Origin of the sequence: Rhizobium sophoriradicis (assembly GCF_025200795.1) — a bacterium.
In the GTDB taxonomy this organism is placed as follows: Bacteria; Pseudomonadota; Alphaproteobacteria; order Rhizobiales; family Rhizobiaceae; genus Rhizobium; species Rhizobium sophoriradicis.
The window spans coordinates 192,934-207,107 of the sequence record NZ_CP104153.1; the positions used below are offsets into that span (position 1 = coordinate 192,934).

General features: G+C 57.4%; 14 protein-coding genes. 8 read left to right on the forward strand and 6 right to left on the reverse strand.

The genetic code is table 11. The annotated features are described in order from the left end of the window. The first annotated feature begins 5 nt into the window (after positions 1-5). A complete protein-coding gene (locus N2597_RS22865; RefSeq protein ID WP_183599923.1) occupies positions 6-1,145 on the forward strand; it encodes an FAD-binding protein in 1,140 nt (379 codons plus the stop codon). Then, complete coding sequence (gene glcF, locus N2597_RS22870; RefSeq protein ID WP_183599925.1) at positions 1,146-2,468, forward strand: glycolate oxidase subunit GlcF; 1,323 nt, start codon at positions 1,146-1,148, stop codon at positions 2,466-2,468. A gap of 10 nt (positions 2,469-2,478) precedes the next feature. On the opposite strand, the gene bhcR is transcribed toward glcF, so the two are convergent. Continuing rightward, positions 2,479-3,288: an HTH-type transcriptional regulator BhcR gene (gene bhcR / locus N2597_RS22875; protein ID WP_183599927.1), complete on the reverse strand. Its 810-nt coding sequence runs from the start codon at positions 3,286-3,288 to the stop codon at positions 2,479-2,481. 187 nt (positions 3,289-3,475) lie between these two features. Here bhcR and bhcA point away from each other — a divergent pair, with 187 nt between their 5' ends. The 6 genes from bhcA (at position 3,476) to N2597_RS22905 (ending at position 9,920) form a co-directional block, all read left to right on the forward strand. After that, positions 3,476-4,666, forward strand: coding sequence for an L-aspartate--glyoxylate aminotransferase BhcA (gene bhcA, locus N2597_RS22880; RefSeq protein ID WP_183599929.1), 1,191 nt, complete (start codon positions 3,476-3,478; stop codon positions 4,664-4,666). 12 nt (positions 4,667-4,678) lie between these two features. Beyond that, positions 4,679-5,626: a beta-hydroxyaspartate dehydratase BhcB gene (gene bhcB, locus N2597_RS22885; RefSeq protein ID WP_183599931.1), complete on the forward strand. Its 948-nt coding sequence runs from the start codon at positions 4,679-4,681 to the stop codon at positions 5,624-5,626. 11 nt (positions 5,627-5,637) lie between these two features. Next, positions 5,638-6,801, forward strand: coding sequence for a 3-hydroxy-D-aspartate aldolase BhcC (bhcC, locus tag N2597_RS22890; RefSeq protein WP_183599933.1), 1,164 nt, complete (start codon positions 5,638-5,640; stop codon positions 6,799-6,801). Between the two features lies 1 nt (position 6,802). Further along, positions 6,803-7,768: an iminosuccinate reductase BhcD gene (bhcD, locus tag N2597_RS22895; RefSeq protein ID WP_183599935.1), complete on the forward strand. Its 966-nt coding sequence runs from the start codon at positions 6,803-6,805 to the stop codon at positions 7,766-7,768. Positions 7,769-7,914: 146 nt separating this feature from the next. Further along, complete coding sequence (locus N2597_RS22900; protein ID WP_183599937.1) at positions 7,915-8,445, forward strand: VOC family protein; 531 nt, start codon at positions 7,915-7,917, stop codon at positions 8,443-8,445. A gap of 566 nt (positions 8,446-9,011) precedes the next feature. Then, a complete protein-coding gene (locus tag N2597_RS22905) occupies positions 9,012-9,920 on the forward strand; it encodes an AraC family transcriptional regulator (protein ID WP_183599939.1) in 909 nt (302 codons plus the stop codon). Between the two features lie 391 nt (positions 9,921-10,311). Here N2597_RS22905 and N2597_RS22910 read toward each other — a convergent pair whose 3' ends face one another. The 5 genes from N2597_RS22910 to tnpA form a co-directional block, all read right to left on the reverse strand. Further along, a complete protein-coding gene (locus N2597_RS22910; RefSeq protein ID WP_183599941.1) occupies positions 10,312-10,944 on the reverse strand; it encodes a DUF433 domain-containing protein in 633 nt (210 codons plus the stop codon). Positions 10,945-11,221: 277 nt separating this feature from the next. Continuing rightward, the gene (locus N2597_RS22915) at positions 11,222-12,676 is read right to left on the reverse strand and encodes an ATP-binding protein (RefSeq protein WP_183599943.1); all 1,455 of its coding nucleotides are present in this window, start codon (positions 12,674-12,676) and stop codon (positions 11,222-11,224) included. 263 nt (positions 12,677-12,939) lie between these two features. Beyond that, positions 12,940-13,275, reverse strand: coding sequence for a hypothetical protein (locus N2597_RS22920; protein ID WP_183599961.1), 336 nt, complete (start codon positions 13,273-13,275; stop codon positions 12,940-12,942). A 116-nt stretch (positions 13,276-13,391) separates the two neighbouring features. Continuing rightward, positions 13,392-13,745 carry an IS66 family insertion sequence element accessory protein TnpB gene (gene tnpB / locus N2597_RS22925; protein WP_040112676.1) on the reverse strand — a complete coding sequence of 118 codons (354 nt, stop codon included), beginning with the start codon at positions 13,743-13,745 and terminating at the stop codon, positions 13,392-13,394. After that, complete coding sequence (gene tnpA, locus N2597_RS22930) at positions 13,693-14,145, reverse strand: IS66-like element accessory protein TnpA (protein ID WP_183599945.1); 453 nt, start codon at positions 14,143-14,145, stop codon at positions 13,693-13,695. Before tnpA ends, tnpB begins: the two co-directional genes overlap by 53 nt. Between the last annotated feature and the right edge of the window lie 29 nt (positions 14,146-14,174).

Sequence of the window (14,174 nt, forward strand, 5' to 3'; positions counted from 1 at the left end):
GCAACATGCTTGCATCCGTAGAGACCGTCTTCGCCCCCGCGGACGAACTTGAACTTTCCGCCTTCCTCGATGAGGCCTGCAAGACGGCAAACGCGCTCCACATCATGGGCGGCGGCACTCGCCTGAAGCCGAGTTTTCCATTCGAAACCACCACGCTGACGACACGGCGCCTCAGCGGCATCGTGACCTACGAACCTGGTGCCATGACGCTGATCGCGCGAGCGGGGACGCCCGTTGAGGAAATCGAGGCGGCGCTTGCCATAGAAGGCCAGGCACTGGCTTTCGAGCCAATGGATCATCGTACTGTTCTTAGCACGGGCGGTGTTCCAACCATCGGCGGCGTGGTTGCGACCAACGCTTCAGGGCCGCGGCGCGTCCAGATCGGCGCCTGCAGGGACCATCTGCTTGGGGTTCGCTTCGCCGATGGCCGGGGCCGGATCATCAAGAACGGCGGCCGGGTGATGAAGAACGTCACGGGTCTCGATCTTGGCAAACTTCTCTGTGGTTCCTTCGGCACACTGGGCGTCCTGACGGAAGTGGCCATAAAGACGCTGCCAGCGCCCGAAAGCGAGCTGTCGGTCGGCTTCAACAATGTGTCGGTGTCGGAAGCGAGCCGGATTTTTCAAACCGCGCTTGCCAGCCCCATGGAAATTTCCGGCGCCGCCTTTAGATCCGGGACCGCCTGGCTGAGGATCGAGGGGCGCTCCAAGCAGGTCAAATACAGGCGCGAAAAGATATTCGACCTGCTACCTCACTCTAATATCGACTTTCTCTACGATGTTGTGAGCAAGGACCTGTGGAGCCGGCTGCGAGATCTGCACCACTTTAACGACCCGCAGCTGCCGCTGTGGCGAATCCTGGTCAAGCCGACAGACGCGTCGATCGTCGCATCCGCACTCGAAAACCTTGGAGGAACCGTATCGCTCGATTGGGGAGGCGGGCTGATCTGGTTTGCGGGGCAGGCGGACCCGCTTGAGGTTCGCAAGGCCTGCGGCACCGGACAGGCCTTGTTGATGCGCAATGAAAGCCCATTTTGCGGGCCGAGATTCGCGCCTGAAGGCGAAGCTGTTGCTCGCCTTTCGAAGGCATTGCGCAATCAGTTCGATCCCGCCGCAATCTTGAACCGAGGCTTGATGGACAGCTAGATGCAGACGAATTTCACTCAAGTCCAGCTTTCAGACCCGGCTACGCGCACATCAAACGAGATCCTGCGGTCCTGCGTCCATTGCGGCTTCTGCACGGCAACCTGCCCGACATATCGTGTGCTGGGCGATGAACTCGACAGTCCGCGCGGCCGGATCTACCTGATCAAGGATATGCTGGAAAACGACAGGGTTCCCGACGACGCAACCGTAAAGCACATCGACCGTTGCCTTAGTTGTCTCAGCTGCATGACGACATGCCCTTCCGGCGTGAATTATATGCACCTGATCGATCACGCGCGCGATTATATCGAGAAGAATTATACCCGCCGCTGGGACGATCGGGCCTTGCGATGGCTGCTGGCCCGGATATTGCCGTATCCTCAGCGGTTCCGCTGGGCTTTGACCGCAGCCAAATTGGCCCGCCCCCTGCGGCGCCTTGTTCCCGATGCCCGGTTGCGGGCAATGCTGGAAATGGTGCCGGAGAGCATCCCCAAGGACAGCAACAACGACAGGCCACAAGTATTTCCTCCAAAAGGCGAGCGGCGCAAACGCGTGGCTCTCCTGATCGGCTGCGCCCAGCGTGCGCTGAACACGGATATCAACGACGCAACGATCAGGCTTCTGACCCGCCACGGCTGCGAGGTGGTCGTTCCGAAAGGCATCGGCTGCTGCGGAGCGCTCACGCATCACATGGGAAAGGCCGAGGAAAGTCACGCCATGGCGAGCGCCAACATTCGCGCCTTGGTTCGGGAGCTTGATGGGGGAGGGCTGGATTCCATCGTCATCAACACGTCCGGATGCGGGACCACCGTCAAAGACTACGGACATATGTTCCGAAACGGCCCGATGGCGGCCGACGCTGAGCGCGTTGCGGCGATTGCCAGGGATGTCACCGAAGTCATGGCGGATATGGGGCTTGAGGACGCTGGGCACGCCGATCCGCTTCGCGTCGCCTATCACGGCGCCTGCTCCCTGCAGCATGGCCAGCAAATTCGCGCCCAGCCGAAGGATCTCCTGAAATCGGCGGGCTTCGATGTGGTCGAGCCGCGCGATTCCCACATCTGCTGCGGTTCGGCAGGCACCTATAATCTGCTGCAGCCGGCAATATCGAAGCAACTGCAATCGCACAAAGTCGCAACCATCGAGGTCGTTCGCCCGCAGCTGATCAGCACCGGCAATATCGGCTGCATGATGCAGATCGGTTCGGGTACCGAGCTTCCGATCGTCCACACCGTTGAACTGCTGGATTGGGCAACCGGCGGGCCAAAACCGAGAGGTCTTTCCAAGCTTCGATCTGGGCGACCGGATCGGCGCGGTGGTTGAGATCGTGAGGCTATCCGCCCCCCAATCTGTGAGAAACGGTTTTCGCAGCTCCGGCAACGCGCTCGCCGATTTGCCTGATGAGCCGGTCAGGCATTCGATGCGTGGGGCCGGAGACGGATATGCCGGCCACCGCTTCGCCGTGCACGTTCAAGATCGGCGCGGCGACACAGCGCATGCCTTTGGTCCGCTCCTCATCGTCAATCGCATAGCCGCGCTCCCGGCTGACGATCAGTTCCTCTTTCAACTGTGCGACCGAGCGCGCGGTATTTTCGGTAAACCGCTTCAAAGTGGAAGTCTTGAACAGGGCAGAAAGGCGACCATCATCATAGGTGCTCAGCAACGCCTTCCCGATGCCGGATGCATGAAGGGGCGACAGAGTTCCGGGCGGAAAAAAGGCGCGTATGGATTCATGTGTCTCGACCTGGCTGATGAAGAGAATATTCCCGTCCTTCTCTATGCCGAGGTTCGACGTCTCTCCTGTCTCCAGCATCAATTCGCGCATGATCGGGCGACTTCGTTCGACGACATTGGATCGGCGCAGAAATGCCGCTCCGGTGCGGTAGGCTTCCGGGCCGATGAACCAGACCTGCCGATCAGGACTGATCTCGACGAACTCGCGGCGTTCGAGTGTGGCGAGAACGCGATGCATCGTCGCGGGCGATTGATCGAGATGGGCAGAAAGTTCAGACAGCGTCATTCCTTCCGGCGACGCCAGCGCCTCCAAGACATCCAGAGCGCGATCGAGCGACTGTATGACGCTCGAGGACTGGGGTTCGTTGAAGGATTTCGGGCGCCCTCGCCGTCGGTTTGGATTTTGCATCGATCACCCTCGCAATTGCAGGCTTTTATCGTTAACTGAAAAACGAATTCACGCAATGAAAAATACTAACTGCTGGAAATACCACGAAAAACTTCAAATTATTATACGATTGAAAATATTTTTCAAAAAAATATATCTTCGCGCAAGCCCATGTTATCTAGTTTGAAAGCACAGGAGGATGCATACCATGTACGGACAAAATCCGGTTTTCATCCCAGGCCCCACGAACATGCCGGAAATCTTGCGCAAGGCGGCGGACATGCCGACCATGGACCATCGTTCATCGATGTTCGGCGAAATCCTTCATCCCGCTCTGACGGGTGTGAAACAGGTTCTCAAAACCGAAACTGCTTCCGTTTTCATTTTTCCCGCGACGGGTAGCGGGGGATGGGAGACGGCGATCACGAATACGTTGAACCCCGGCGATCGCGTCCTGGCTGGCCGACATGGCATGTTCAGCCATAAGTGGATCGACCTGTGCCGGCGCCACCAGCTGAAAGTCGATGCTATCGAGTGCTCCTGGCACGACGGCGTCCCGCTGGCGCAATACGAGGAACTCCTCAGCGCCGACAAGGCGCACGAGATCAAGGCCGTCCTCGTTACCCACAATGAAACCGCGACCGGCGTCAAGTCGGACGTCGCGGCGGTGCGCAGGCTGCTGAATGCCGCCAACCATCCAGCTCTGCTGCTCGTCGACGGCGTCAGCTCCATCGCATCGATGGACTTTCGAATGGACGAATGGGGCGTCGATGTTGCCGTAACCGGTTCGCAGAAGGGATTCATGCTGCCTGTCGGTCTGGCGATTACCGCCTTTTCGCCCAAGGCCATGGCGGCACTGGAAACGGCGAAACTTACGCGGGCCTTCTTCGACGTGCGCGATATGGCCAAGGGCTATTCGGCCAACGGCTACCCTTATACGCCGTCGGTCGGGCTCCTGAACGGTCTCAAGGTATCGACCGAGCTTCTTCTTCAGGAGGGGCTGGAGAACGTTTTTGCGCGGCACAGGCGCATCGCCTCGGGCGTTCGCGCCGCGGTTCGCGCCTGGCGGCTTGAGCTCTACGCCGCGCGCGAGGAGCTCTATTCCGACACGGTCACCGCGGTTCAGACGCCAGCCGGTTTCGATGCTTCCCTCTTTGTTACGCACGCTGCGACAAAATACGACGTCGCCTTCGGTGCTGGCCTCGGAGACGTCGCGGGCAAGGTGTTCCGCATCGGTCACGTCGGCAGCATGACGGATGTAATGGCGCTGTCCGGAATTGCCACGGCCGAGATGGTCATGGTCGATCTGGGCCTCAATATCAAACTTGGCTCCGGCGTTGCCGCGGCACAGGCGATCTATCGCAATAGCCATACGTCCGCTGTCGAAATGGTCGCCTGAGGTCTGATCCAGATGTACATACCCACTCTATCCGACATGTTTGAAGCCCATCAGCGCATCAAACCGCACATCCATCGCACGCCTGTCCTTACCTCGACATTCATCGACACGCTTGTAGGTGCCAATCTGTTTTTCAAATGCGAGAACCTGCAGAAAGCCGGTGCCTTCAAGGCCCGTGGCGCCTCCAATGCGGTGTTTGGTCTCGGCGAAGAGCAAGCGGCGAGGGGTGTTGCCACCCATTCGTCCGGCAACCATGGCACCTGCCTGTCCTATGCCGCCGGGCGCCGAGGAATTCCGTGCACCGTCGTCATGCCGCGGACGGCGCCGCAAGCCAAAAAGGACGCGGTGCGGGGCTACGGCGGAAAGGTCGTCGAATGCGAACCATCAACGTCGTCGCGCGAGGCGGTTTTCGCCGAGGTCGTCGCCGAAACGGGCGCCGAATTCGTTCATCCCTATAACGATCCCCGCGTCATCGCCGGCCAGGCAACATGCTCGAAGGAACTGATAGAGCAGGTCGATGACCTCGACGCGGTGATTGCACCCATCGGCGGCGGCGGCATGGTATCGGGCACCTGCCTCACGCTGACAAATCTTGCGCCAAGGGTGAAGATCTATGCCGCCGAACCCGAACAGGCCGATGATGCCTATCGTAGCTTCAAGGCTGGACACATTATCGCCGACGACGCGCCCAACACCGTCGCGGACGGTTTGAAAGTTCCGCTGAAAGAGCTGACCTGGCACTTCGTAAAGAACAATGTCAGCGACATCCTCACCGCATCGGAGACTGACATCATCGACGCCATGAAGCTCATCTGGAAGCGCATGAAGATCGTCATGGAGCCGTCGAGCGCAGTTCCGCTGGCGACCATTCTGAAGAACAAACACCTGTTTTCCGGTAAGCGCGTCGGCATCATCGTCACTGGCGGCAATGTCGATCTCGACACGTTACCCTGGCAGTAAGGGAGAGGTAAATGAACATGCAAGCAAACTTCGACGGCCTTCAAGTCGGCTATGATGTACCGGCTCTGCCGGGAATGAGTGTCGAGGACATCCAGACGCCGTGCCTGATCCTCGATCTCGACGCGCTGGAGCGAAACATCCGGAAGATGGGTGACTACGCCAAAGCGCACAATATGCGTCATCGCGCCCATGGCAAGATGCACAAGTCCGTGGACGTCATGCGCCTCCAAGAGCAATTGGGCGGAGCCATCGGCGTGTGCTGCCAAAAAGTGTCCGAAGCGGAGGTCTTCGTCAGAGGCGGGATCCGGGACGTCCTCGTCTCCAACCAGGTGCGCGATCCGCTGAAGATCGATCGCCTTGCCCGACTTCCCCAGCAGGGCGCCAGGATAATCATATGCGTCGACGACCTGGACAATGTCGCTGAACTGTCCACCGCAGCCCGGAAACATGGCACGTCTCTGGATTGCTTCGTTGAAATCGACTGCGGCGCCGGTCGGTGCGGGGTCACCACGAGTTCAGCCGTTGTCGCGCTTGCTCGAGCTATCGATGCGGCTCCAGGCCTCCGCTTTGCCGGCATCCAGGCCTATCAGGGCGCCATGCAGCACATCGACAAGTATGAAGACCGGAAGCTCAAGCTCGACGTCGCCATTGCACAGGTGAAGGACGCTGTCGAAGCCCTGAAGAGCGTCGGCCTGGAGCCTGAACTGGTGAGCGGTGGCGGTACCGGTAGCTACTATTTCGAGAGCAATTCCGGCGTCTATAACGAGCTGCAATGCGGAAGCTACGCTTTCATGGACGCCGACTACGGGCGCATTCAGGACAAGGACGGCAACCGGATTGACAATGGCGAATGGGAAAATGCGCTCTTTCTGTTGACCAGCGTGATGAGCCACGCGAAGGCCGACAAGGCAATTTGCGACGCTGGTCTAAAGTCGCAGTCGGTCGATTCCGGTCTGCCTTTCGTCTATGGCCGCAGCGACGTGAAATACGTCAAATGCACCGACGAACACGGCGTCATCGAAGATCCGCAGGGCGTCCTGAAGATAAACGAGAAGCTTCGTCTTGTTCCCGGCCATTGCGATCCGACCTGCAATGTCCACGACTGGTATGTCGGCGTACGCAACGGCAAGGTCGAAACACTTTGGCCGGTATCGGCGAGAGGCAAGGCGTATTGAGATGATCATCGTTCCAGAGCGCGCAATTGCTGATCTGATCGGGTCGGCCGAATGCTTTACCGCTGTAGAACAGGTGTTCGCCGCCATGGCTAGAAAATCGGCCTATAATTTTCCGGTGGTCCGTGAATCGATCGGATATGCAGACGCGCTCTACGGTTTCAAATCGGGTTTCGACCGGGAGAGTCTCTCTCTCGGCCTGAAATCCGGAGGGTTTTGGCCGAAAAATGTGGAAAAGGGCCTGACCAACCACCAATCGACGGTATTCCTGTTCGACGCTGACACCGGGCGATGCCGCGCCGTGGTGGGCGGAAATCTGCTGACCGCATTACGGACCGCAGCGGCGTCTGCAATTTCGATCAAATATCTGGCCCGTGAAGATGCGAAGACCCTCGGTATTATCGGCGCCGGTCATCAATCAACTTTCCAGCTAAGGGCCGCAGTCGAGCAGCGAAACTTCGAGAAGGTGGTTGCCTGGAACTATCATCCGGAAATGCTGAACCGCCTGGCGGAAGTCGCGAGAGAGATCGGCTTACCCTTCGAAGCCGTCGACCTCGACAGGCTCGGAGCAGAGGCCGACGTGATCATCTCGATAACGTCGTCATTCAGTCCCAGCCTGATGGCTTCCCAGGTTCGTCCAGGCACGCATCTGGCCTGTATGGGAACCGACACCAAGGGCAAGCAGGAGGTGGACGCCAAGCTGGTGGCTGCGTCGTCGATCTTCACCGATGAATTGGCGCAGGCGATAACCATCGGCGAATGCCAGCATGCCATCGCCGATGGCCTGATCGGTGAAGCAGACATTCTTGAGATTGGCGCTGTCATCACAGGCGACGTGAAAGGGCGCCGCTCAGCCGACGACATTACCTTGTTCGACGGAACGGGCGTCGGACTGCAGGATCTGGCGGTGGCCGCGGCTGTCGTCGACCTTGCGGTTCGGGAAGGTGTGGCGATCGAAGTCGATTTCTAATTGTCGCTAATCATCCGGTCGAAGCGCGTGTTTTTCCCGGCCAAGGTTGAGTGGCGACGCGGAAATATGTCGTTGGGAAGCTCTGTGCATCGCCTGAAAGCACCGGTTCCCACTTCTTGTATTTGTGACCCAGCGTGAGGTTTTCGATGAGCAGTGGACTTCCAGGATTTCGTGGCTCCGACCACATCGGCATCACTGTGCCCAATCTTGACGAGGCAATTGCCTTCTTCTGCGACGTGATCGGATGCGAACTTATCTATCGTGCCGGCGCGTTCGGAGATGACGAAGGCACGTTCATGAGAGATCAGTTGAATGTCCATCCGCGCGCGCGAATTCGCGGCGTGGCGTTTCTGCGCTGTTGGAATAACTCGAACTTCGAGTTGTTCGAATACGATTCTCCGGATCAGAATAATGTTGCACCCAGAAACAGCGATATCGGCGGGCATCACATCGCGTTCTACGTGGAGGATATCGAAAGGGCTGTTGAGCATCTGCATCACCACAACATCCGCATACTCGGCAATCCGGTTGTTGAACCTGTGGGGCCGGACCATGGCGTGACTTGGCTTTATTTCCTGGCGCCTTGGGGACTGCAGTTGGAACTCATAACCTATCCGACAGGGAAGGATTACGAGGCGGAAACACAAGCTCGACTTTGGGATCCGCGCTTCACTTGAAGGATCATGAGTTGCCATTCGTCTTCAAGCCGATCACCGCTCGTTATTTGCCGCAACGCGTTGCGGCTGCAGAAGAAGGCCGCGGCGCATTCATAGCGCTGAATGTAAACGTTGACATAGGCAACGTTGCGTGTTTGTATACGTTAACATCCGCGCAAAACCGGTGAGTTCGGTTTTGCAACAAAAGCGACGAGTATATAGCGATCTGCGACCATTCAGAACATTGATGAACTTTCGGAAGAGAGGCGACAATCTGTGGAAGCTTAACGCTTCCCATCAACCGGTGCTGGAGGCGGGAATTACAAATCCCCAGGGAACTCGTTATGACAATAAAGCGACTTGATACTGTGACTCACGCTTGTGATTTAGAGGCGCGCTATCGGCCAATCGCGTTGAAGGCTGTGGTTGCTGCCTATTGCATACGCTCTAAAATCGATCATCACAAATCTGGCAAAAACGAACCTCGTCTATTTGAATTTCAATTCGACCGTTACTCGGAACAGGAGCGATAAGCGTAGCGAGCTCGAAACCTCTGATTGTTGGCCGGTGAGGCGCATGTCTTTTCCATGGTAGTTGGCTGGTCATACCGCGTAATCGAACTTGCGGAGGCGCTGGCGCCGACCGTTGGGCATCACTTAACGCCGGCGCCGACCGTCAGTGTTTTTCGCGCGCACTCTGCAGCCAAGAATGTCCCCAAGTTTCAGCAACCGGGAACGCTCTTCATTCTGCAAGGGACGGAAAAGCTATCTTGTCCCGGCAACGTCCACATCGTTGATCCAGATCATTTTATGCTGACTTCGGCCCCTATCGCGTTCCACATCGATACCGATGCTGCCGTCACAAAGCCGTTGCTGTCTGTCCACGTAGCGTTTGACCCAGCCACGGCAATGGATATCGCTTCGGAGATGGAGTGGCAAGGTGGCGCGATCAGCAAACCTGCGGCGATATGCCAGACGTCTGGTCGGATCGATGATTCAATGAAAGACTTTCTCTACCGCCTGATGACAACGCTATGTGATCCCCTGGCGTGTCGAATTTTAATTCAAGGCCTTATTCGCGAGCTTCACTTTTTGTTACTTCAACGCGATGAGGGGAGCGCAATTCTTGCTGGGCTCGAGGGAAGGGGGGCACGTGGCAAAGTCCTCAAGACCACCGCTGAACTCTTGGATCGGCGGCGAGTTGGAATCTCAATTAACACGGTTGCCGCGTCGGCCGAACTTGGGCTTTCATCGTATCATAGCCATTTTAAGGCATTATTTGGCTCCACGCCGCTGGAATATCTGAAGGCGGCGAGGCTTCACGACGCCCGAAATTTGCTCAGGTCCCGCGATGTGAACATTGCCGCAGTCGGACAAGCGGTCGGCTATAAGGGCACGTCCCAATTTAGCCGAGAATTCCGTCGGCACTTCGGTCGTACAGCGCGTGAGGAGCGGAAGCTTTTGGAGATCTCCAAAAGTAACTTCGATCTCGTATAATCAAATCGATCATCTTCCCAGTGTCCACCAGTTTGAAACGAATGCCTATATCAGAAGGCATCATTAGCGACATAATGCGGTTCCATAAATTTGCTTACGAATCAAAACTCGATTGAGTGCGAATTTGAGGCTTCCACCCGACAGGTAAACGGTTCAGCTTTGTTCAAGCTCCTGCTCGGAGCCGGAGCCGGAGCCAACTGCTGCCAGTCTAGGGGTTCCTGCAGTTCTGTTTCGTGCGCAATTCCTCAGGTAGCAGGTGCTAAGCTCGCACAGCGATATGCATGAGATCTGGTATGCCGCTCGCGCCCAGCAATTTACATGGAAACAGTCGTGGCCATGTACTTGCGCCACGGCCACTAGGCACGTGTGAAGGCATTCATCGAAAGGAACTTCACGAGGTAGAGCCGGGGGCTTTTAGGACGCTCTCGTTGCGAGGACGCAGACGCTTCACGGACTTCACCTTCAGCCCCTCCTCCGAGAGCTTTCGCGGACGTCCCCTGGCGGGATGGGCCGCAACCCAGATTTCGGCAAGTTCCACCATGCGCTCGGCGAGCGAAGGATAGCCCTCCACGATTTCCGCGGTGCTTGCGCCCTGCGCCTTCATCGCGGCAATCGTCCGCACAGGAACACGGGTTCGCTTGAACACCGGTTCTCCGCCAGCGATGCCTTCCACCCTCTCGATCATTCGTTTCGCCTCTCTAAGCGCCTCGGCGCGCGCGGCCAGTTGCTCCCGAGCCCGCGCAACATCGACGATGAGGTAGTCGTCTGCCCTGACGGTATCGGCATTGGGGTTCTGATCGATGGTGTCGAACAGACGCTTGCGCCGCTCGGCTGACAAGATCGATCCGACGCCATACCAGAGCTTCAACCGCAGCAGGTCCTCGTCGGTGAGCGCGCGACCCTTGCTGCCGATGAGATGCGTCGCGATGATCCGCTTGTCGATCGCGTTGTGCACTGACTTCACAGCGATCCCGCTGACAGCCGCAGCCTCGGCAGGTGTGTAGGCACGTGATGCGCTGACCATAATCATTCTCCTTGTGGAGAAATATATTAATGCGGGTGACGTCCGCAGTAAACCCGGTCTAGCTTTTCGATCTCGCTCCTCGCCGGCTTATTGTTGGGCACTTCTTCTCCAGCGGCCGTTCAGCCACCCGAAAACACGCCTCCGGCCAGGCGAGGGATTTGCTCGTGCCGGATCTTCCCTTGGATGCGTTGAAGATTGGCTCTCGCCGATTGTCGCAATTGCAGGGTTATTCGGTTCTGCTCCAGTCACGGCGGATGTCAGCACCGGCGCGCGATGCTTAAGCTGCCCAATACGGAACGTACCGCGCGTTTCGCCGTCCTTGATCGGGATCGGCAGGTGCGATTCGACCGAGTTTGATGGACTCGGCGATCACAGCTGAGACGGCCTGATACTCTTCCGGCGTCAACGAGAAGCGTTCACGGAGAGTCGCGTTGCTCATGTAGTCATGAGTAAGCCAGCGCAGGACACAGTGGAAGAAGCATGCCCGCAACTTCTCGGTCTTCGACATCTGGCCGAAGGGCTTTGGCGCAAACAGCACGACGCGCATCGAGTTCTCAGACGAGATAAAATCAGGAGCGGGCAGATGCTGTGCTTCGATTTCGATCAAAGTCTTATCAAGGCCGCCCCCGCGCTCCTCGCATAGCCCGAAGGAACGCATCGTCGCTGCGAGTTTCTCGTTTCGCGAACGCCGCTCATCGAGAATGCGGTCGGTGCTGATCAAGGAATTACCGGGATTAGTGACTTCGAGGCGGTTCTCATAGATTTCGACAACTGGGCCGACGCCGGTTGCCATGAAATCCTGGTGAATGAGGGCGTTGGCGATGACTTCACGGACAGCCGTTTCCGGGAAGTGCGGCACCATACGTCGAACGCCGTCGATGTATCGCTCTTCTTTTGGCAGCCGCTCCATCAGAAAGCGCATCATTCCAGTGAAGCCGACTGCGTATCCCTTCTTGCCCTCCTGCTCGAAGTCGGAGCGGGATTTGTCACGGCCGGCGTACTTGACGATGCGAACCGTCTTTCCTGCGATCGAGGGGAAAACCGTGACATCGCGCGCCAACATGATTGCCCCCAGGTTGGTGATGTCGAACCTTCCTTCGAGATTGTCGAGCAGGAAGCCCGCATCGACCATCTTTCGAATGATCTCCTGAGAATTCTTCGGTTTGGGCTCGTCTGTCAGATCATAAATCGGGTCGGGGTCGAGCGTGGCGAAGACGTCGTCGGCCGTGACGTTCGATGACGCGACTGCGGTTTCGAAACGCCGACGACCGGTCGCTATCCAGAGCGCGCGCTCGTGCTCGGGAAACTCAGCGAGTTTTTTCTTGTTTTCGCCGATCCGGACAAATTCCGTGCCGGCGAATTTTACAGGCCGTTCATAGGAAGGCTCGATGGCGATGACGGAATAGGTCAGACTATCACACACAAAGTCGAGAACCTCAATGAGCACGCGCGGCTCGACCATTCGGACCAGCCAGTTAGTGAAATCCTCATTGCCTTGTTTGAGTTGCTGCAGGCGAAGCTCTGTACCAACCCTGTTCCTCGGACGGTCTTCGATTCCGAATACAAGGAACGCGCGATCTCGCCCCGCCAGCATTGCCGAATTTGCAAGCGCCGACACGTATTCCCCGATTTCGCGTGGGTCTTTGTTGTTGACCTTGAATTCCAACCACGCACTTTCGTTGGGTTCTTCCAGCAATCGGTTGAGAAGTGCGCAGGGATCGTGAATCGGCATAGCGGGTCCTCTTTTATCCCCTTTATATCAGAGTTCGGTCGTGTCAGAACCTTTTTCCAGCCGAAGCCGTTGAGAATTCCAAACAAAAACAAAGGGATGTCGCGCGGCCTTGGATGAGGATTTTTATCCGCGTTTTGATGGAGTGGCTTATGGCGATCGCTTTGCAGAGAGCGGGCCAGCCGTTCCTTTTTATCCTGGTTTTGTCAGGATCTGAGCTTATCGGCCACAAAATATGAGGGAAAACAACAGGATAGTAGGTCAAACTAAGGATTGCTTATATCATACCGTAAGCGGGTTGGCTTTTTGGTCCGCCCGTTTTTTCCCGAAACGATTACTATGCGGCAGCCTCCCAGACCTGAATCCGGGCTGCGAGTGCCGCCTTTTCCTGCGGAGGACCCATAGTGGTTGGCGATCATTTCCGGCCTGTCCTGGATGGATCTCTCGCTCCTCAGGCTTGTTGCCATGGTGTTCACGTTCTGGGCGAAGAAGATCGCATAATGGATCGACGGGAACTGCCAGAAATCGGATTCGATCCGCTCATCCTTGCGGGCAATCTGGGCGTCTTTGCCTGCCTCGCGTGCTTGCGCCGCAATCAGCATCGCTTCAGGGCGGCAACATCATCGGGGAGATCGGCGGTATCAAGCATGACCGGAAGTTACTAAATTCCGGCTCGTTTTGCCTTCGGAATCTATCGTGCTGAGTCATCGTGCCGCAGCTATTCGATAGCCTCCGGCGTCCTCATCTTGACGGCATGAACCCGCCGCCAATCGAGGCCAGCAAACAGGGCTTCGAACTGGGCATGGGTCAGCGTCATCAGTCCATCCTTTATGCTGGGCCAGGTGAAGGTGTGCTCTTCCAACCGCTTGTAGGTCAGCACAATCCCGCTGCCATCCCAGTAGATCAGCTTCAACCGGTCCGCTTTGCGAGATCGGAACACGAAGACTGTTCCGGTGAACGGGTCCTTGTGCAGCTCGTTCTTCACCAGCGCCGCCAATCCGTCATGCCCCTTGCGGAAGTCAACAGGTTTGGTCGCCACCATGATCCGCACGCGGTTCGATGGAAAGATCATGTCGCCGCCGCCAAGCACGCGCGATGGCGGCGATCCGGGCAGCGGACGCACCTTCCTCAAGACGGATGATGACCGCACCGACGACAATCTCGGCGCGGGAGACTGCTTTGGCCGTCGGCGGTTCCGGTGCGGGCATATCGATAACCATGGCCGCGAATTCGACTGCGTCTTCCGGCTCCGGTAAAACCAGCTTCCCCTGCCGCGCCAGCGTTCGCCAGGACGACAAATGATTGGCTTTCAATCCGTGACGTGCCGCGACCTCGTTCACCGTCGCTCCGGGCCGCAGGCTCTCCGAAACAATCTGCGCCTTGACCTCATCCGGCCATTGCCTGGTGAACCTCACGTCCAGACTTCCTGGTCGTGAGAACCTCCAATGTAGTCTCCATGGAGAAACTCCCATTACTCATCCATGGAAAGGCGATCACAAAT

Coding starts and splice junctions, on each gene's coding strand:
- N2597_RS22865 (WP_183599923.1), top strand. CDS start 6: ATGCTTGCATCCGTAGAGACCGTCTTCGCCCCCGCGGACGAACTTGAA.
- tnpA (WP_183599945.1), bottom strand. CDS start 14,145: ATGGGAGTTTCTCCATGGAGACTACATTGGAGGTTCTCACGACCAGGA.
- bhcB (WP_183599931.1), top strand. CDS start 4,679: ATGTACATACCCACTCTATCCGACATGTTTGAAGCCCATCAGCGCATC.
- glcF (WP_183599925.1), top strand. CDS start 1,146: ATGCAGACGAATTTCACTCAAGTCCAGCTTTCAGACCCGGCTACGCGC.
- N2597_RS22900 (WP_183599937.1), top strand. CDS start 7,915: ATGAGCAGTGGACTTCCAGGATTTCGTGGCTCCGACCACATCGGCATC.
- tnpB (WP_040112676.1), bottom strand. CDS start 13,745: ATGATCTTTCCATCGAACCGCGTGCGGATCATGGTGGCGACCAAACCT.
- N2597_RS22905 (WP_183599939.1), top strand. CDS start 9,012: ATGGTAGTTGGCTGGTCATACCGCGTAATCGAACTTGCGGAGGCGCTG.
- N2597_RS22910 (WP_183599941.1), bottom strand. CDS start 10,944: ATGGTCAGCGCATCACGTGCCTACACACCTGCCGAGGCTGCGGCTGTC.
- bhcR (WP_183599927.1), bottom strand. CDS start 3,288: ATGCAAAATCCAAACCGACGGCGAGGGCGCCCGAAATCCTTCAACGAA.
- bhcD (WP_183599935.1), top strand. CDS start 6,803: ATGATCATCGTTCCAGAGCGCGCAATTGCTGATCTGATCGGGTCGGCC.
- bhcC (WP_183599933.1), top strand. CDS start 5,638: ATGAACATGCAAGCAAACTTCGACGGCCTTCAAGTCGGCTATGATGTA.
- bhcA (WP_183599929.1), top strand. CDS start 3,476: ATGTACGGACAAAATCCGGTTTTCATCCCAGGCCCCACGAACATGCCG.
- N2597_RS22915 (WP_183599943.1), bottom strand. CDS start 12,676: ATGCCGATTCACGATCCCTGCGCACTTCTCAACCGATTGCTGGAAGAA.
- N2597_RS22920 (WP_183599961.1), bottom strand. CDS start 13,275: ATGCTGATTGCGGCGCAAGCACGCGAGGCAGGCAAAGACGCCCAGATT.